The organism is Bradyrhizobium sp. CFUWI (assembly GCF_056429085.1).
In genome coordinates this window covers 23,997-41,500 of the sequence record NZ_JBWJZE010000008.1, presented here as the reverse complement: position 1 = coordinate 41,500, position 17,504 = coordinate 23,997, and the positions used below count along the sequence as shown (strand labels likewise).

Annotated in this window: 17 protein-coding genes and 1 pseudogene; 12 read left to right on the top strand and 6 right to left on the bottom strand. The window is 61.2% G+C overall.

Features of this window, described 5'->3' with window-relative positions; all coding sequences use genetic code 11:
- Nucleotides 1-185 precede the first annotated feature (185 nt).
- The gene (locus AC066S_RS18630) at nt 186-602 is read left to right on the top strand and encodes a response regulator (RefSeq protein WP_478270287.1); all 417 of its coding nucleotides are present in this window, start codon (nt 186-188) and stop codon (nt 600-602) included.
- Nucleotides 599-2,869 (top strand): CHASE3 domain-containing protein, encoded by a 2,271-nt coding sequence (locus AC066S_RS18625; RefSeq protein ID WP_478270286.1) that lies wholly within the window; start codon nt 599-601, stop codon nt 2,867-2,869. Before AC066S_RS18630 ends, AC066S_RS18625 begins: the two co-directional genes overlap by 4 nt.
- Here AC066S_RS18625 and AC066S_RS18620 read toward each other — a convergent pair.
- Nucleotides 2,835-3,731, bottom strand: a complete 897-nt coding sequence (locus tag AC066S_RS18620) for a DMT family transporter (RefSeq protein ID WP_478270285.1) — start codon at nt 3,729-3,731, stop codon at nt 2,835-2,837. The genes AC066S_RS18625 and AC066S_RS18620 overlap by 35 nt on opposite strands.
- Nucleotides 3,732-4,494: 763 nt before the next feature.
- Between AC066S_RS18620 and AC066S_RS18615 the strand changes: the two genes are divergently transcribed.
- The 6 genes from AC066S_RS18615 (at nt 4,495) to AC066S_RS18590 (ending at nt 12,710) form a co-directional block, all read left to right on the top strand.
- Nucleotides 4,495-8,265, top strand: a complete 3,771-nt coding sequence (locus AC066S_RS18615; protein ID WP_478270284.1) for a vitamin B12-dependent ribonucleotide reductase — start codon at nt 4,495-4,497, stop codon at nt 8,263-8,265.
- A 176-nt stretch (nt 8,266-8,441) separates the two neighbouring features.
- The gene (locus AC066S_RS18610; protein ID WP_478270283.1) at nt 8,442-8,870 is read left to right on the top strand and encodes a hypothetical protein; all 429 of its coding nucleotides are present in this window, start codon (nt 8,442-8,444) and stop codon (nt 8,868-8,870) included.
- Entirely contained in the window at nt 8,870-10,141 is a 1,272-nt protein-coding gene (locus AC066S_RS18605; RefSeq protein ID WP_478270282.1) for a hypothetical protein, read from the top strand. The genes AC066S_RS18610 and AC066S_RS18605 overlap by 1 nt, the downstream gene beginning before the upstream one ends.
- Before the next feature lie 198 nt (nt 10,142-10,339).
- A complete protein-coding gene (locus tag AC066S_RS18600; protein WP_478270281.1) occupies nt 10,340-11,233 on the top strand; it encodes a hypothetical protein in 894 nt (297 codons plus the stop codon).
- A gap of 210 nt (nt 11,234-11,443) precedes the next feature.
- Nucleotides 11,444-11,956, top strand: a complete 513-nt coding sequence (locus AC066S_RS18595) for a ParB N-terminal domain-containing protein (protein ID WP_478270280.1) — start codon at nt 11,444-11,446, stop codon at nt 11,954-11,956.
- Between the two features lie 109 nt (nt 11,957-12,065).
- Nucleotides 12,066-12,710, top strand: a complete 645-nt coding sequence (locus AC066S_RS18590; RefSeq protein ID WP_478270279.1) for a phasin family protein — start codon at nt 12,066-12,068, stop codon at nt 12,708-12,710.
- Nucleotides 12,711-12,885: 175 nt separating this feature from the next.
- Here the strand turns inward: AC066S_RS18590 and AC066S_RS18585 are convergent, their stop codons facing one another.
- Nucleotides 12,886-13,173 carry a hypothetical protein gene (locus AC066S_RS18585; protein ID WP_478270278.1) on the bottom strand — a complete coding sequence of 96 codons (288 nt, stop codon included), beginning with the start codon at nt 13,171-13,173 and terminating at the stop codon, nt 12,886-12,888.
- 340 nt (nt 13,174-13,513) lie between these two features.
- On the opposite strand from AC066S_RS18585, the gene AC066S_RS18580 reads away from it, so the two are divergent.
- The 3 genes from AC066S_RS18580 to AC066S_RS18570 all read left to right on the top strand — a co-directional run bounded on the left by AC066S_RS18580 (nt 13,514) and on the right by AC066S_RS18570 (nt 14,908).
- A complete protein-coding gene (locus AC066S_RS18580) occupies nt 13,514-13,744 on the top strand; it encodes a hypothetical protein (RefSeq protein WP_126258321.1) in 231 nt (76 codons plus the stop codon).
- Between the two features lie 70 nt (nt 13,745-13,814).
- Nucleotides 13,815-14,222, top strand: coding sequence for a hypothetical protein (locus AC066S_RS18575; RefSeq protein WP_478270277.1), 408 nt, complete (start codon nt 13,815-13,817; stop codon nt 14,220-14,222).
- A gap of 188 nt (nt 14,223-14,410) precedes the next feature.
- The gene (locus AC066S_RS18570; protein WP_478270276.1) at nt 14,411-14,908 is read left to right on the top strand and encodes a DUF421 domain-containing protein; all 498 of its coding nucleotides are present in this window, start codon (nt 14,411-14,413) and stop codon (nt 14,906-14,908) included.
- 139 nt (nt 14,909-15,047) lie between these two features.
- Here the strand turns inward: AC066S_RS18570 and AC066S_RS18565 are convergent.
- From AC066S_RS18565 to AC066S_RS18555, 3 genes and pseudogenes are all read right to left on the bottom strand, one after another.
- Nucleotides 15,048-15,173, bottom strand: a pseudogene (locus tag AC066S_RS18565) (GapR family DNA-binding domain-containing protein); the annotation flags it as partial.
- A gap of 23 nt (nt 15,174-15,196) precedes the next feature.
- On the bottom strand, nt 15,197-15,433 hold the full coding sequence (locus tag AC066S_RS18560) for a hypothetical protein (RefSeq protein WP_478270275.1): 237 nt from the start codon (nt 15,431-15,433) through the stop codon (nt 15,197-15,199).
- Between the two features lie 70 nt (nt 15,434-15,503).
- A complete protein-coding gene (locus tag AC066S_RS18555; RefSeq protein ID WP_126258326.1) occupies nt 15,504-15,809 on the bottom strand; it encodes a GlsB/YeaQ/YmgE family stress response membrane protein in 306 nt (101 codons plus the stop codon).
- Between the two features lie 480 nt (nt 15,810-16,289).
- Between AC066S_RS18555 and AC066S_RS18550 the strand changes: the two genes are divergently transcribed.
- Complete coding sequence (locus AC066S_RS18550) at nt 16,290-16,979, top strand: DUF1236 domain-containing protein (RefSeq protein ID WP_478270274.1); 690 nt, start codon at nt 16,290-16,292, stop codon at nt 16,977-16,979.
- Nucleotides 16,980-17,144: 165 nt separating this feature from the next.
- Here the strand turns inward: AC066S_RS18550 and AC066S_RS18545 are convergent, their stop codons facing one another.
- On the bottom strand, nt 17,145-17,411 hold the full coding sequence (locus tag AC066S_RS18545) for a DUF2312 domain-containing protein (protein ID WP_025575662.1): 267 nt from the start codon (nt 17,409-17,411) through the stop codon (nt 17,145-17,147).
- Nucleotides 17,412-17,504: the final 93 nt, after the last annotated feature.

Here is a 17,504-nt window from a genome sequence, read left to right as displayed (position 1 = left end):
TGGCGTCTTCCTCATCGCTCCGGCTCGATCACCTCGCGCGTGCACGGATAAATACAAATCGATGCAAATGGACCTTTATGCACCGAACCGTGCATATCCTGCGCGATCCAATCCCAAATTGACCCGACACACGATTCGCGGATATCACCAATCCCAGTGGGGACTTCGATCTACTGGGAAGTTTCATGCCGCGTGTTCTCGTGGTTGATGACGATCCGATGGTCGGCGCGACCATTGAGGTCCTCCTCCAGCGTCAGGGCTTCGATGTCACGCTGACCGACGGTGGTGAAAGTGGACTGGCTGCGCTGGAAACGCAGACCTTCGAGGTGATGCTGGTTGACATCTTCATGCCGCACATGCGCGGCTTCGAGTCCATCCGCATCTTTCACGAGCGCGCACCGGCTACTCCGCTGATCGCGATGTCCGGCTACGCCTTCGCGTCATCCGCCTCGCCCTCTCCCGATTTCCTCCGCATGGCGCTGGAGCTTGGCGCAACGCGCTGCCTGCGCAAACCGTTCACACCGGAAGCGTTGCTGACCGCGATCCGGGAATGCCTCGCAAGCGAGAGCGCGCAGCCGAAGGACCAGAAAGAATCCCCTTGATTCCAACGCAGCGCGTCATTCTGGGTACCGGACTTGCCATCCTCCTGATCATCACCGCGGCCTCTATCGCCCTCGACGTCAAATCGCGGTCCGAGGCGGCGTGGGTCAATCAGACGGTTCAGGTCCAGAAGAAGATCTCCGATCTGCGCGTGCTGCTGCGCCGGGCCGAGAGCGCCGCGCGCGGCTACGAGCTCTACCGCACCCCGGGCTTCAGCGCCGAGTTCCAGGCGGTGCAGGCCCAGATCGCGCCGGCGCTGGCCGACCTCAAGCGCGGCGTGCGCGACCATCCCGATCAGGTCGCGCTGCTGGAGGGCACCGAACCGCTGGCGCTGCGCCGGGTCGAGATCGCGGCCGAAGCGATGCGGCTGCGCGCGGCGAACGACCAGGCCGGCATTGCCGTGCTCAACAGCAGGGCCGAGGGTCGCGGCCTCATGGACACCGTGATGGGCAACCTCGACCGCCTGAGCGCGGAGGAGGAACGCCTGCTCGCCGCGCGCGCCCAGGATTCGCGCCGCACGGGCGTCGTGCTGCTCGGCATCGACGTCGCTGGCGCCGTACTGATCCTGCTGCTGGTCGCGCTGGTGATGCGCGAGAGCCGGCGCGCCACGGTGCAGCTCCAGAGCACGCTGAGCGAGACCACGGCCGCCAAGGACGCGCTAGCGGCGGCGGTGGCCGATCGCACGCAGCATCTGGTGACGGCGCATGACGAGCTGCGCCTGTCGGTCAACGTGCTGCAAAGCACGTTTCACAGCATGGCGGAGGCGGTGCTGGTGATCGACGCCGAGGGCACCGTGCTGCTGTCCAATCCGGCCGCGGAGCGCATGCTGCTGCATCACACCGGCATGAACCTGGGCAATCTGCGCGCGCTGTCGGACGTCCTCCACGGCGACGGCGTGACGCCGATGCAGGCCGACGAGCTGCCTTCGGTGCGCGTGCTGCGGGGTGAGAAGTTCGAAGATCTGGAGATGATCGTCCGCCCGCACAACGACATTCCTCCCCGCCATCTCATGGTCAGCGGCCGGCCGATGCTGGACGGGCAAGGCGAGATTTCCGGCGCGGTGCTGGTCTATCACGACGCCACCATGTCGCGCGAGACCGAGCGGCAGCTGTACCAGTCGCAGAAGCTGGACGCGATCGGCAAGCTGACCGGCGGCGTCGCGCACGACTTCAACAACATGCTGACCGTGATCTCCGGCAACACCGAGACGCTGGTGGAAGGCCTGAAGCAGCAGCCCGAGCTGCAGCGCGTGGCGCGGCTGATCGACGATGCCGCCGAGCGCTGCGCCGAGCTGATCCAGCACCTGCTCGCCTTTGCGCGCCGGCAGCCGCTGCAGCCGCGCAACGTCGAGATCAACGCCGCGATCGCGGACATCGCAAAGCTGCTGCGCCCCACCCTCGGCGAGCAGATCCAGATCGAGACCGTGCTGGAACAGGGGTCGATGACCGCGCATATCGATCCGTCACGGCTCACCAACGCCGTGCTCAACATGGCGATCAACGCGCGCGATGCCATGCCGAACGGCGGCAAGCTGCTGCTGGAGACCCACCGCGTCGTGCTGGACGAGGCCTATGCGCAGGCCCATGCGGACGTGACGGCCGGCCCCTACATCATGCTCGCGGTCAGCGACACCGGCACCGGCATGTCCCTGGAGACCCAGCACAAGGCGTTCGAGCCCTTCTTCACCACCAAGGAGGTCGGCAAGGGATCGGGCCTCGGCCTCTCCATGGTCTATGGCTTCGTCAAGCAGTCCGGCGGCCACATCAAGATCTACAGCGAGGAAGGCCACGGCACCACGATCAAGCTCTATCTGCCGCCGGGCGAAGGCACGGCGGAGGTCGCGGTCGCCGCCGCGCCCCCGGCCGAGGGCGGCGCCGAGACCATCTTCGTCGTCGAGGACGATCCGCTTGTGCGCAACTTCGTCACCACGCAGCTGCGGAGCCTCGGCTACAAGACCATCGCCGCGTTCGACGGCAAGACCGCACTGGACCTGATCACGGCCGGCCAGACGTTCGACCTGCTGTTCACCGACGTCGTCATCCCCGGCAGCATGAGCGGGCGAGACCTCGCCGACGAGGTGGCCAAGCTGCGGCCGGGTGTGAAGGTGCTCTACACCTCCGGCTACACCGACAACGCCATCGTCCATCACGGCAAGCTCGACGACGGCGTGATGCTGCTGACCAAGCCCTACCGGCGCAACCAGCTCGCGAAGATGATCCGGAAGGCGCTGGGGGCTACCGCGTCGCCAGCACCACCGCCGCCAGCGTGAAGATCAGCGCGGCGATCTGCCCTGCCCCGAGCGGCTCGCCGAGCGCAATTGCCGAAGCGACGACGCCGAGCACCGGCACCGCCATGGTGCCGATCGCGGCGACCGAGGCCGGCAGCCGCGCCAATGCGGCGAACCAGCTGACATAGGCGATGCAGAACTGCACCACGGTCGAGTAGATCAACAGCCACCAGCCGAGCGGCGTCACCTTGTCCAGATGCGTGGTCTCGACCAAAAGGCCGATGATCGAGATCGGCAGGCAGCCGATCCCGATCTGCCAGGCCGCGGCCGTGATCGGCGGCAGGCGGATCGGATACTTCTTGGAGAACACCGTGCCGACGGCGAAGCCGAACGCGCCGCCCAGCGCCATGATGATTCCAGGCAGCTTCTCGACGCTGGCGGCGATGCCGTTGCCGCCCATGATCGAGGCGAGCCCGACGAAGGCCAGCACCAGCCCCAGCGTGCGCAGCAGCGTCGGCCGCTCGCCCAGCACCGGCCAGGCGATGATCGAGGCCCAGACCGGCATCGTATAGGCGATCAGCGCCGCCTCGCTTGCGGGCAGCCACAGCAGCGCCAGACCCATCAATACCATCCAGCCGGTGACGTTGAGCACGGCGGCGGTGAGCAGGCGCGGCCACGTCGCCGCGTCCACCTGGAGGCTCTGCCGGCGCAGCACCGCCAGCGCCGCCAGCAGCACGGCGCCGAGCACGCCTGTCACCCCGCGCAAGGTCAGCGGCGGCAGCTCGGAGAGCAGGAATTTCGTCACCGGCCAATTGAAGCCCCAGCCGATCGAGGTGATGGCGAGAAACATCAGGCCGGCCGGGGCGATGCGCGGCCGCGCATCCCGGCGAGTCGAATCAAGCATGGGGGTATCCGGCAAAATCGAGCGTCAGCTTGGCGCGGATTCGCCGCCCAAACCACCACCTCGGGGGGCATGCCTGCCCTCACCTTCCGTAGGGCTACGTGAGTCCGGCTGACGCAATCCCTTCGCCTAAAAATATACCTGCCCTGTGAACAGCGGGATGAAGCCTGCGCAACCTCACCGGATGCAAATTTTTTCAGTTGGGAATCCCTGAGGACTCACTGATACTTGCCTCCACAACAGGCGCGGCGAAGCCCCCTGTTATCCCCCACAATCCACCATATTTAGTATTTGATTCAGGAACTCGCACTAGTTCTTGACGGGCGCAACGGAGAGTCCTAGCTTTCGGTCCGTTCGGCGCGAGTGAGTTTGCGTCCCGCCGGCACTCCCCCAAAGGGTCCCGCAAATCGGCACTCCGCCAAGCCAGCCAAAGGCAGCGGATGAGGGCTTGTCTGCCCGCTAAAGGCGGGACTCTTCGGGCGCCAGAACGGGCCGGCAACAGGCTCGGATGGCAAGGAAAGACGTTGTGACGGTGGGGCGTTGAACGCATGTCGGGCTCATCCCCTTGGGGGCGGATGCAGCAAGGCATGCCGGCGGATGATCGGTGCGCGCATCGAGCCATCGCGTCGGGAGAACAAGGGCCGGGTCCACCGGCTGAACTGCGGTGCTCCAAGGCCGAACGGCCGAGGGCGCCGCGAAACGAAATGTCGACCGGCATGCCTGAACGGAGGCGGGACCGGTCAAAACTTAAGGACGGGGCAAGACAATGCGGATTGAGCGGCGCCACACCACGGTAGGACAGTCACCTTACGCAGGGATCGATTTCCGGCTGACCACGTCGGAGATCAGAAATCCCGACGGCTCGGTCGTATTCAAGCTCGACAATGTCGAGGTGCCCACGGAATGGTCGCAGGTCGCCTCCGACGTGCTCGCCCAGAAATATTTCCGCAAAGCGGGCGTCGCCGCGCGCCTGAAGAAGGTCGAGGAGGAATCCGTCCCCTCCTTCCTGTGGCGCTCCGTGCCCGACACCGAGGCGCTCGCTGCTCTCCCTGAGAAAGAGCGCTATGTCAGCGAGCTCAGCGCAAAGCAGGTGTTCGACCGCCTCGCCGGCTGCTGGACCTATTGGGGCTGGAAGGGCAAGTATTTCTCGAGCGACGAGGACGCCCAGGCCTTCTACGACGAGCTCCGCTACATGCTCGCGATGCAGATGGTCGCGCCGAACTCGCCGCAATGGTTCAACACCGGCCTGCACTGGGCCTATGGCATCGACGGTCCCGGCCAGGGCCATTATTACGTCGACCCCTTCACCGGCAAGCTGACCAAGTCCAAGTCCGCCTACGAGCACCCGCAGCCGCACGCCTGCTTCATCCAGGGCGTCGGTGACGACCTCGTCAACGAAGGCGGCATCATGGACCTCTGGGTCCGCGAGGCCCGCCTGTTCAAGTACGGCTCCGGCACCGGCTCCAACTTCTCGCGCCTGCGCGGCGAAGGCGAAAAGCTGTCGGGCGGCGGCCGCTCCAGCGGCCTGATGAGCTTCCTCAAGATCGGCGACCGCGCCGCGGGCGCGATCAAGAGCGGCGGCACCACCCGCCGCGCCGCCAAGATGGTCGTGGTCGACGTCGATCACCCCGACATCGAGACCTATATCGATTGGAAGGTGAAGGAGGAGCAGAAGGTCGCCGCTCTCGTCACCGGATCCAAGATCAACCAGAAGCACCTCAAGGCGGTGCTGAAGGCCTGCGTCAATTGCGAAGGCTCGGGCGATGACTGCTTCGATCCCGAGAAGAACCCGGCGCTCCGCCGCGAGATCAAGCTCGCCCGCCGCAGCCTGGTGCCCGACAATTACATCAAGCGCGTCATCCAGTTCGCCAAGCAGGGCTACAAGGACATCCAGTTCGACACCTACGACACCGACTGGGACAGCGAAGCCTACCTCACGGTCTCAGGCCAGAACTCCAACAATTCGGTCTCGCTGCGGGACGACTTCCTGCGTGCGGTCGAGACCGACGGCGACTGGAATCTGACCGCCCGCACCTCCAGGAAGGTGACGAAGACGCTGAAGGCGCGCGACCTCTGGGAAAAGATCGGCTACGCCGCCTGGGCCTCGGCTGATCCGGGCCTGCACTTCAACACCACCATGAATGACTGGCACACCTGCAAGGCGTCCGGCGACATCCGCGCCTCCAATCCGTGCTCGGAATACATGTTCCTGGACGACACGGCGTGCAACCTCGCCTCCGCCAACCTGCTGACGTTCTACAACATCGAGACCAAGCGCTTCGACGTCGAGGGCTATGAGCATCTCTGCCGGCTCTGGACCATCGTGCTGGAAATCTCGGTGATGATGGCGCAATTCCCGTCGAAGGCGATCGCCGAGCTCTCCTACGAGTTCCGCACGCTCGGCCTCGGCTACGCCAATATCGGCGGCCTCCTGATGACCATGGGCCTGCCCTACGACAGCAAGGAAGGCCGCGCGCTCTGCGGCGCGCTGACCGCTGTGATGACCGGCATCACCTACAAGACCTCGGCGGAGATCGCCGCCGAGCTCGGCACCTTCCCCGGCTACAAGAAGAACGCCCAGCACATGCTGCGCGTGATCCGCAACCACCGCCGCGCCGCCCATGGCCAGTCCAACGGCTACGAGGCGCTCAGCGTCAACCCGGTGCCGCTCGACCTCGTCTCCTGCCCGCAGGCCGACCTCGTCAGCCACGCGCAGGCGGCCTGGGATGCGGCGCTCGAGCTCGGCGAGCAGCACGGCTATCGCAACGCCCAGACCACGGTGATCGCGCCGACCGGCACGATCGGCCTCGTGATGGATTGCGACACCACCGGCATCGAGCCCGACTTCGCGCTGGTGAAGTTCAAGAAGCTCGCCGGCGGCGGCTACTTCAAGATCATCAACCGCGCGGTCCCCGCAGCGCTGCGCGCGCTCGGCTATCGCGAGAGCGAGATCGCGGAGATCGAGGCCTACGCCGTCGGCCACGGCTCGCTCTCCAACGCGCCCGGCATCAACGCCTCGACCCTCAAGGCCAAGGGCTTCACCGACGAAGCCATCGCCAAGGTCGAGAAGGCGCTGCCGACCGCCTTCGACATCAAGTTCGCCTTCAACAAGTGGACCTTCGGCGAAGACTTCATCCGCGACCAGCTCGGCATCGGCGCTGAAGCCATTGCCGCGCCGGGCTTCGACCTGCTCCAGGCGGTCGGCTTCACCAAGCGCGAGATCGAGGCGGCCAACGTCCACATCTGCGGCGCCATGACAGTGGAAGGTGCCCCGCACCTCAAGGCCGAGCACTATCCGGTGTTCGACTGCGCCAATCCCTGCGGCAAGATCGGCAAGCGCTATCTGTCGGTCGAGAGCCACATCCGCATGATGGCGGCGGCCCAGCCCTTCATCTCGGGTGCGATCTCCAAGACCATCAACATGCCGAACGACGCCACGGTGGAGGACTGCAAGTCCGCCTACATGCTGTCGTGGAAGCTCGCTCTGAAGGCCAACGCGCTCTATCGCGACGGCTCGAAGCTCTCCCAGCCGCTCAACTCGCAGCTCATCAGCGACGATGAGGACGAGGACGATGCGGTGGAGACGCTCTACGAGAAGCCGATGGCGGCGCGCACCGCCCAGGTCTCGGAGAAGATCGTCGAGAAGCTGGTCGAGCGCATCATCGTGATGCGCGAGCGCGAGAAGATGCCGGACCGACGCAAGGGCTACACCCAGAAGGCAGTCGTCGGCGGCCACAAGGTGTACTTGCGCACCGGCGAGTATGACGACGGCCGTCTCGGCGAGATCTTCATCGACATGCACAAGGAAGGCGCCGCGCTCCGCTCCTTCATCAACAACTTCGCCATCGCGGTGTCGCTCGGCCTGCAATACGGCGTGCCGCTCGACGAATATGTCGACGCCTTCACCTTCACCCGCTTCGAGCCGGCGGGCCCCGTGCAGGGCAACGACAGCATCAAGTACGCGACCTCGATCCTCGACTACGTCTTCCGCGAGCTGGCGGTGAGCTACATGTCGCGCTTCGATCTCGCCCACGTCGATCCCAACGAGACCGGCTTCGACGCGCTCGGCAAGGGCGTCGAGGAAGGCAAGGAGCCGAACGAGGACGGCGGCCACCACGCCACCCGGCTGGTCTCGCGCGGCCTCACCCGCTCGCGGACCGACAACCTGGTCGTGATGCGCGGCGGCAGCGCCGCGGTCACGCAAGGAAACGACAGCGCGCCCTCCGGCGGCAGCAAGGTCACGGCGATGGCCTCGCACAGCGCAAGCGCCCGCGTCGGCGATGTCCTCGAAGGCGCCGTCGCCCTGAAGCAGGAAGTCCAGCACGACCTCTCGCCGACGGAGAAGCTGGAAGCGCTGCAATGGAGCAAGGCCGGCACCGCCGCAACCGCCGTCCCCTCCAAGGCCGAGCGTCGCGCCGAGGCGAAGGCCAAGGGCTATGAGGGCGAGATGTGCTCGGAGTGCGGCAACTTCACGCTGGTGCGGAATGGGACGTGCATGAAGTGCGATACGTGTGGCAGCACGACGGGGTGTTCGTGAGAAATAGCATAAGGTGCCCTCTACTTGCGTAGCGGACAGCGAACCCCGCCGGCGACGGCGGGGTTCTTACATTACTGAACTGCCTACTAAAGACTCGCGACGGCGTTGCACCCGGAAGTTGATTTGTATCGCACTTCACCCTATTGAAGAGCCTTGTCTACATAGGGAATCTTAAAATGGATGTCGCTATTGTATTCGATACGAAAGGGTCTGCAGTAGCAGGTATCGACAGAGCCGCTCTCATTTCCAACATCCAAGCAGAGGTTGACAAGTTTTCTGCCCAATTGGGTGCCAAAAGCGTCGAGGCTCGGCAGAAACCCGCGCCAGCCGGTGCTCAAGGGGACTCTTCCATCACTGAATGGATAATGAAGATCGCTGCGGATCCAGCGATGGTGAAGGCCTACGTTCAAGTCCTCGTATTTGCAATCAATGAATTAGTATCCGCAGCGAAGACGAAGGAAAAGGGCGCAGAGAAAAAGTCGTCGAGCAAGGCAGCCGATACAGACGAAAAGCCTGTTAAGATTAAAGTACTTGGCAAAGAAATCTTGTTGCCAGCAACGCAGGCCGCAATCAAAGCGGTCCTCGACACCATAGAGGATCAATAGTGGTCGATCGCCGCGCCCTCGTTTTCGGTAGCTGGCTGGCCAAGGGACGGGATAAGCCTTCCCGGCAAAGAGTGCTTTCCATTCTCCGCCGGTGGGAGAAACTATTCAAATCTACCGAGTACCGATTTCGGAGCCTGACCAATCCCAAAAAGAGGCCGACGGCGCTGAAAAATCCGACCAGGGCGGAACTGTTGCGGCATCTCGATGAGGATGCCCGGGGTATTACGTCTGAGACAGAAGTGCTTCTCTTTTTTCTGGGACACAGCGTTAGCGTAGGCGAAGCCGATGTTCGCCTGATTATAGGAATGGACGACACAGAAGAAGACCGATTGATATCGTTAAGCTGGCTCATAGACACGATCGAGCGCGAGACAAAAATCCGAAAACTTGTCGTTATCCTAGATACCTGTCACGCCGGCAGAGCCGTCGACGCATTCAGTGCAATGCGGGAGCGAACTTACGTCATGTTTGCTGCCGGAAGCGCATATGCCTTCGATGCCAACTTCTCGGACAACATTCTTCGAGCGCTTGAGCAGCCGGTCCAGAAGAATGACCAGCGCATCGACCGACAGAAAGGAGGAACGACTTGGCAGAAAATCTTCCAAGTCGCACGCGGTCGCACTTTGCCCTCAACAGGAGATGAGGCGATAACAGCGTCCTCCCCTATCAGTTTTGGAGACTATGTCGGCGAAGTCCTCTTGAAGGCTCCTGTCCGAGTGCCGCAAAGCTTCAACGAATTTGCTTCTCAAAGAAGTATTTATGGAAGGCTTTTTGCAATTCTGCACCTGATCAGAGAGCACAAGCCTACGTTTGCTGGGCTCAAATCTTTAATCAAGGACGGGAACATCTTTCTGCTCAGGCGGAACGACGATGGTAAGGACCGCTATATTTCGCCTGATCGACTGGCTGAATACGTAGAATTTCTTCTGAAGGCGAAATGGATCGTAAGACCCGACCAGAGGTTCGCTCTGACGACGGCCGGAGAATCCGCGTGCAGCCGGGAGGTCTTCAATCGCAACTTGCTACGCACCATCGAAACCGAGATCTTGGTGGATGGCGTCGATTTTGAGTTCTTGGAGACGCTGATTAAGGAACTCCTCGTCGACATGATTCCGCCAACTCCGATAAAGATCAAAGATCGCGCGGGCATGAAGGGAAAAGTGTTGAGATTGGATAGCGCAACGAGATTGGCGATTCAGCTACTACCGTCTACTGGGCAGTTTATGAAGGGTACGGCTGACACAATTTTTCCCTCTGAGATGGGAGGCTAGCCAACTCGCTTGGGCGGCCCCGACTGCTTAGGCGGGACGAAACCTCAGCAAGTCGGTTAGCGCGCGATCAATCATTTCTTTCGCACCAGATTATTGCGACATGCCTGTATCACGAAGTGAGACGCTGAGATCCGTTTGCACATTTTGACCTCAGCGCGGTAGGGCACTCCGGCCCAGCAAAGCCGAACGATGGACACTATGGCCAAGAAGTCTGAAAATAACTCAAAGCCGATAGAGAAAGGATTTGGCTCTGAGTTTGTCGCTTCGCTCATAAAGAGCTTGGCTACAACATTTGCAATTGGGCTCGCCGGGTTCGTCGTTCAGAATTTTTTCGTCCAACGCGCTCACGTCACTATCGCAGATCTCGGTTTTTCGGATAGCCGCTATTCAAGCTTATTGATTGTTGACAACTACTCATTCTCCTCACTTGAAAAAATTCAGATAGGATTTGAAGCATCAAACGTCGAATTCAGGTCTCAAAGCCAAACCACACAAATTAGCGTTGAAGAAGTCTCATCAACTGAACGATCGGTCACAATAGCAAAGGTACTTCCACTCAAGCGTTTCTCGGTCATCCTTATTACAAGAACGCCGCTAGATCAGAGCGGGATTCATAAAATTGACGGGCCTCTGGGTGTTACCTTCTCTCGCTCTGATCGGCTCGTTTCACCTATCTACTCAGAATTGCTCGCCTACATAACGTTTGTATACACCCCGATGGCAGCCATATTAGTCTTCTTCATGCTGCGTTTGAGACGGACCTACGCTCGACTTAGCGAGGAAAGCAAACGTTTCGCTGACGACACATTGGAGCAACTTGAAGAAATTAAGAACTCGACGAGCGCACAGATTGCAGCGATCCGAAAAGTATACGTGTTAAGATTGAACAGGCTGGCGAAAGAGAACGATTTTTGGCGCAGCTTCTTAACTATAGTGATGAATCAAACGCTCCATCAAAGCGTCAACGCCAAAAAGATTCTGAGGCTGTTTTTCGGCGGCAATGGACTTCACACAGAGACCGAACTGCAGGAGTTAGATGAGGCTGAGCTGACTCGTCTTATCAAAAGCCGGGAGATCGCCCGGCCGAAGTGATAGGCAGGACGGGTCAATGCAAACAGAAATACAGTAACGCTATCGCTGGATCAGCTATTCGGCCGGTCACCGAAATCGCAGATGGGTCCCGGCCTCGATGCTCATCAATACCGCGCGCCGAAATTGCCTTTGCAGTCGAGCCCATCCCTCCTAAACTCCCAACACCACCGGCTTGAGTTCCGACGGGCGCGGTAGAAGCGGAGTCAAGGTATGCCCAAACCGGAAAGCTTCCCGATCGAGAAGATCTTCGTTCCCACGAAGCAGAAGAAAGCTATCAAGCCCGAGATCGTCGGGGAGATCGCGGAAAGTATTCTGGACATCGGACAGCAGACCCCCATTTCCGTTCGGCGCGACGGAGACCGCCTCGTTCTGGTCGAAGGACTGCATCGGCTCGAAGCCTGCAAGGCGCTCGGCGAGACGACCATTCTCGGCGTCCTGGTCCCGGCGGAGCTTGCTCAACCCAAGCCGCTGTTGTCCGAACGACCCGAAGTCGAGGCAGAGCGCATCAAGATGGCCCGATTGAAGCAGTTGCGCCTCGAGAAGGAAGCCGCCGAGGCATCGACCGCTGCCTTGAGCGTCAGCGCAACGCAAGCGCCGCGCGCCCGTGCGACGAAAGGCCTCCGCGACAATCCGAAGGCATCACCGGGCCGGATTGCGAAATCGAAACCGAAATCGTTGTCGGACTGGATCACGCAGCAAAAGGGCAGCGGCGGCCGCTATTGATTGTCGGCGCCAGAATTTCGATGCCGGTGCGCCACGGCAATCCCGCAACGATCAGGATCGGCTACTTCTTGCCGGATGCATCAAACATGCAGCGGCAAAATCTCACCACATGGCCGCCACGCAAGCGACAGCCCACAATCGCGATTTCAGCGCAAACGCGACGGAGGCTCGCGGCTTCATCGATATTCGGGAGCCATTTGCAATGTTGAGTGCGGTGGACAACAAGCCGACGGGAAAATCCGGCCGGCGCGGCGGTAAGAAGAAGTCGGGACAACGGACCGGGGCCGGCGAGCAACGCGCAAGTGCAGCGCATCTATTGCCGGATGCCTCGGCGGAGAACAGGCAAGATTCCGAGCAAGAGCCGGGCCGAGAGATCAGTGCGGAGATACCTTCGGCTGCAGCCTTGCCGGACGAGTCGCCCGGGATGGAGATCGCTGCAAGCCCGCCCGTCGCGCCGGTCGAACCCTTCCAGGCCAGCACGCAGGCGATTGCCGACGCCTATAGCGACTACATCAGGACGTCGCTCGAGCAAGCCTGGAGCTTTCTGGGAAAGCTCGCGGCGGCGCGTTCACCCATCGACGCGTTTGAGCTTCAGATGGCGTACGCGAAGCAGGCGTGCGATTCGTTTGTCGCCGAATCCCAGAAGATCACCGAGTTGCATGAACAATTGACCAGACAAAGGGTCATGCATTTTGAGGGGTTCGTGGCCAGGATCACCCAGACGACGCTCGAAATCCGCGGGATACGTCACTAACGGCAGCTGCCTATCGCGGGGCCGGAAGCCCGTGGGATGGGCAATATCCTTGCGAAACCCATCATTCGTTGATGGTCCGCGCGCCGAGATGAAGGAGGTGGGTTACGCCACGCGAACTGCGCTTTGCGCCGTCGCGGAGCTAACCCACCTTACGCGCTTGAGGACCGCCTGGAGTTCAGTACCCTGACTTCGAGCCGGTGGTCGGCCTCGTGCTCGCGCCGGTGGTTTGTCCTGTGGTTTGTCCTGGAGCGTAGCTCGAGGCACCGGGGCCGGTGCTCTTCGAGGACTTGGCGTGCTTCTTCTTATGTCCAGGAGCATAGCTGGAAGCGCCCGGCTCGCCCTTCTTGGAACCCATTTGCTGCATCTCATGACCCGGCGTCTTGCTCGATACACCCTGAGCAAACACGGCTGGGGCTGTAGCCATGACAACGGCAGCCGAAAGCGCAATGATCATTGCTTTCATGACGTCCTCCTCACAAAAGCCCCCGCAATGCAATGAATGGACCCAACGCCCCGTTCCTCTGAACGAATTTTTCATGAGTGTGGGATCTCCCACCAGCGAGAGCCGGCAGGAATGAGCCAACGGTCGGCCCCCAGGATGTGAGGCATAGAGCGGCTTATCCACCGTAGCTCGGCGAGCGAACGCGGAAGTGATACCCATCGACTGCTGCGCCGAAAGTGAAGGGTCTTGCAAGGCCCCAACCCATCCCGCGGCGCTTGAGTAGCGGAACTTATTCGTCCGCTGTTGCTTTGAAATGTACTGCCTCGGTTACGGATGGGCAGTGACAAGTTGAGAGGCGAAAATGTTCCTGACGGGACTTGGCGCGCTGCTCATCTTTGGCGGACTCCTGTACATGCTGCGCACCACGATTTGGCGGGGGCCCCTTAGCGGTCGGGATTCCGCTCGACCGGTTCGCGGCACGCTGGAGCCGCCTCGCCGCGGCCTGGGATTTCTTGGGATCGCATCGAACTGGCCGGGAATCGTTCTGATGGCCGCCGGTGCCGTGCTGATGGCGTCGGGCGCGAGCTTTTAGCCGTAGGAACAGGGTGGGCTACGCTGCGCGAGTCGCCGCAACGCCATGAGCGGGCGTTTCGCAACAGATCATGCCGCAAGGCAACAGTGATCACGACTGTTCGATCAGGATCGGTGAACCGATGATTGCGGTAACAGTTCGTAGGATGGGCAGAGCCCGTTCGAAACCCATCATTCCGCGACGGCTATTGATGGGTTTCGCTTCGCTCTACCCATCCTACGCGCTAGCCGAGCGACCCGAAGTCGAGGCGGAGCGCATCAAGATGGCGCGATTGAAGCAGTTGCGCCTCGAGAAGGAAGCCGCAGAGGCATCGACGGCTGCATTAAAGGGCGCTGGCGCAACGGAAGCGCTGCGCACCCGTGCGACGAAAGGCGTCCGCGACAATCCGAAGGCATCGCCCGGCCGGTCTGCGAAATCGCCACCGAAAACATTGTCGGACTGGATCACGCAGCAAAAGGGCAGCGGCGGCCGCTATTGATTGCCAGCTCGTTGCCGAAGAAGCAGTTCGTAGGATGGGTAGAGCCTTTGCGAAACCCATCATTCCCCGACGGCTATCGATGGGTTTCGCTTCGCTCTACCCATCCTACGAGGGTGAGACGTTCAGTGTTGCTCTACCAGGCCAGCTGAACGTGGTAGCACGATGCTCCTGTCCAGATGCGAGGCCCCATGTTGAACTTCCAGCTGCCATGGCACGAGATCTTTGCTCCGACGCATTCGCTCATGGAAATGCTGGTGCGGGGCACCATCATGTATTTCGGCATCTTCATCTTGATGCGCCTCATCCTGAAGCGACAGACCGGCGGAATCAGCATCCCGGACGTGCTGCTCGTCGTGCTTCTGGCCGACGCCGCACAAAACGGCATGGCAGGTGAATACCGATCGATCACCGAAGGTCTGGTGCTCGTTGCCACCATTGTCTTCTGGAACCTTGCCATCGATTGGCTCGGTTATCGCGTGCCCTTCGTGGAGCGGCTTGTTCGGCCCCCGCCGCTGCTTCTGATCAAGAACGGCCAGGTCCTTCGCCGCCACCTACGAGAGGAGCTGGTTACGATGGACGAGTTGCTGAGCAAGCTCCGGGAAGAAGGCGTCGAGAGCCCTGCGGACGTGATCGAGGCCTATATCGAAGGCGACGGCAACATCAGCGTGAAAAAGAAGGAAAAGTGACACGCGATGTCGCAGCGGCCGAGAGGAAAGCCGTTCAGGAGATTCGAGCGCCTTGGCCGAGACCGGCCATCTCTCGCTCAAGAATGAATCCTGGACTTTACCTCTCCTCGCCGACCAACCCGATCGTCTCACGCCGCCCTCACCTGCTCCGGCGAGGCCGTCTCCATCCCATCGCGCGCATGTAGAGATCGAGCAGGCTTTCGCGCGCGTTCTTGTCTTCCTTGCGCAGCTTGATGAACTCGTTGAGGATCCTGACGTCAAAACCCCTCGCGCTTGGCGCGCCAGCACTCAAGTTCGCCGATCGGCATCACAACGCGTCGAGATCTGAAGCTCCATCAACGCCATGCGCTGCAGGACAACGGGGTCTCGTTCGCCCTCCTTCGCGGTGCGGAGGATCGATTCCGCGATCGCCTGAACATGCGCGGAGCCGACCGGCGCAGGCAGCGACGCAACCGCCCTATCCAGCGCAGCTTTCATGACCTCGATCGTTTCAGGCGAAAACGATGCATTCGAAAAGTCTAGCATGGCGGCACCAATCCGGAGGTCACCGCGCGCCCGCGTCTGCCGGCGCGCGATGTCGCTTATTCAGCATGGGTCACCAGCGCCGCCCCCAGCTCCCGCGCCAGCTGCTTCCCCAGCCACCGCCACCGCGGACCAGGCGGACGACCAGGAGCAGCAGCACCGCGCCGATGGTGGCGTTGACGATCGCGCTGATCATGCCGCTGCCCAGATGCACGCCGAGCTGAGGCAACAACCAGCTGCCGACAAACGCGCCGAGGATTCCGACGATGATATCGCCGACGATCCCAAAGCCGGTGCCGCGGACGATCTGGCCCGCCAGCCAGCCGGCGATGAGACCTACAAACAGGATGACCAAGAGACTTTCGCTCGACATATGCATTTTGCTACCTCAATCGTTAGGTCTGAATGACGGTGGGTCTGTGCAAGCCGGTCTGCGGCCGATCTGAATCGCATTGCCGCATCGCGCCGTCCGGACAGTTTCCGGTTGGTACGCACGGAGGATAAAGGCGTTGTGCCCGAGCCGCTCCAGCAAGGCGAATGCGGTCTTCTTGTCGCTGCAGGGATTCAGGATCGGAAGTTCGATCTCGCTGCGCGCCGGATCATCGGCTCAACAGGTGCAAGAGCCAACGGTTCCTCCGCACACAACTTATATTTGAATATGTCGATTCTTTTCAGGCCCGCACCGGAAATGAGACCGCAAACGTCACTCTTTTTCCGGTTTTTGCCTGCGTTTCGATAACGATGCATCGATCGTCATTAAACCATAAATAGAAACGGAACTTCGTACGGTCGGGGCCGTTTGCTCTCCATGGCTGACCCTCGTCGGCATCAATATTCACATTGAATTGGAAAAAATCAGATGAGACATACTTTGATGGCTTCAGTCGCCGTTGCGGCCCTGTTTGCAGCGACCGGTCTTGCGATGGCTCAAGGCGGAGCAAAGGGTGCGGAGTCCCCCGCTGCCGTTTCGCCGAAAGCTGACAGCGCGGCACCGATGAATGCGCCCGCAGCAAAGGGCGCGCCCGATGCAAAGCACCTCGGTGACGCAAAGGTCGACGGCAAGCCGAAGGCCGCTGAAGCAATGGCCCCGCCGACCACGAAGGACGTGAAGAATTCGCCTTCCGAAACCAAGTCGACCGCCGACAGCAAGACGACCGGCGAGATGAAGGCCGATGGGAAGACAAAGGCGACCGATTCCGCCACCACATCGAAGGACGTGAAGACGCCGACCGCCGAGAGCAAGCCTGCCGCGCCGGAAGGCAAGACCACCGGCAATGCCGCGACCACGGCAGTCGCCGCGCCTCCGGCCGAAAAGCGAACCCAGATCACTTCGGCCATCAAGCAGGTGAAGGTCGAGGAAGTCACCAACGTGAACTTCAACGTATCGATCGGCACCGTCGTCCCGACAAGCGTCCGTTATCATGCGTTGCCGAGCCGTATCGTCGAAATCTATCCGGAGTGGCGCGGATACGAGTTCATCCTGGTCAACGGCAGGTACGTCATCCTTCGTCCGCACACCCACGAGATCGTCTATATCATCGAGGGCTAAGCACAAACCGACGGCTCACGCACAAACAGAAAGGGCGGCCCATGGCCGCCCTTTCATCGTTCCGCCCCAGGCGATCCACCAGGCCGCTCTCGCCTGGCCGCGCCGAAACGATAGTCGCAATCCGCAGATCGCGGCTACCTCTCCTCACCGATCAACCCGATCGTCTCACGCCGCCTTCGCTTGCTCCGGCGAGGCCGTTTCCATCGCGCGCATGTAGAGATCGAGCAGGCTTTCGCGCTCGTCGCGCTCGTTCTTGTCTTCCTTGCGCAGCTTGATGATCTCCTTGAGGATCTTGACGTCGAAACCCTCGCCCTTGGCTTCCGCGAAGACTTCCTTCTTCTGTTCGCTCAACTCCTGCATTTCGCTGTCGAGGTTCTCGATCCGCTCGACGAAGGAACGGATCTTGCCGCCGGGAATGGTGATGTCGGACATGGTGCCTCCTCGCTGACTGAGGTCGCGAAAATGACCGCAAAGAAATAACCAATGTGTTAACCTCGCCGCCCCCGCATTGCCTTGTGGAAAACG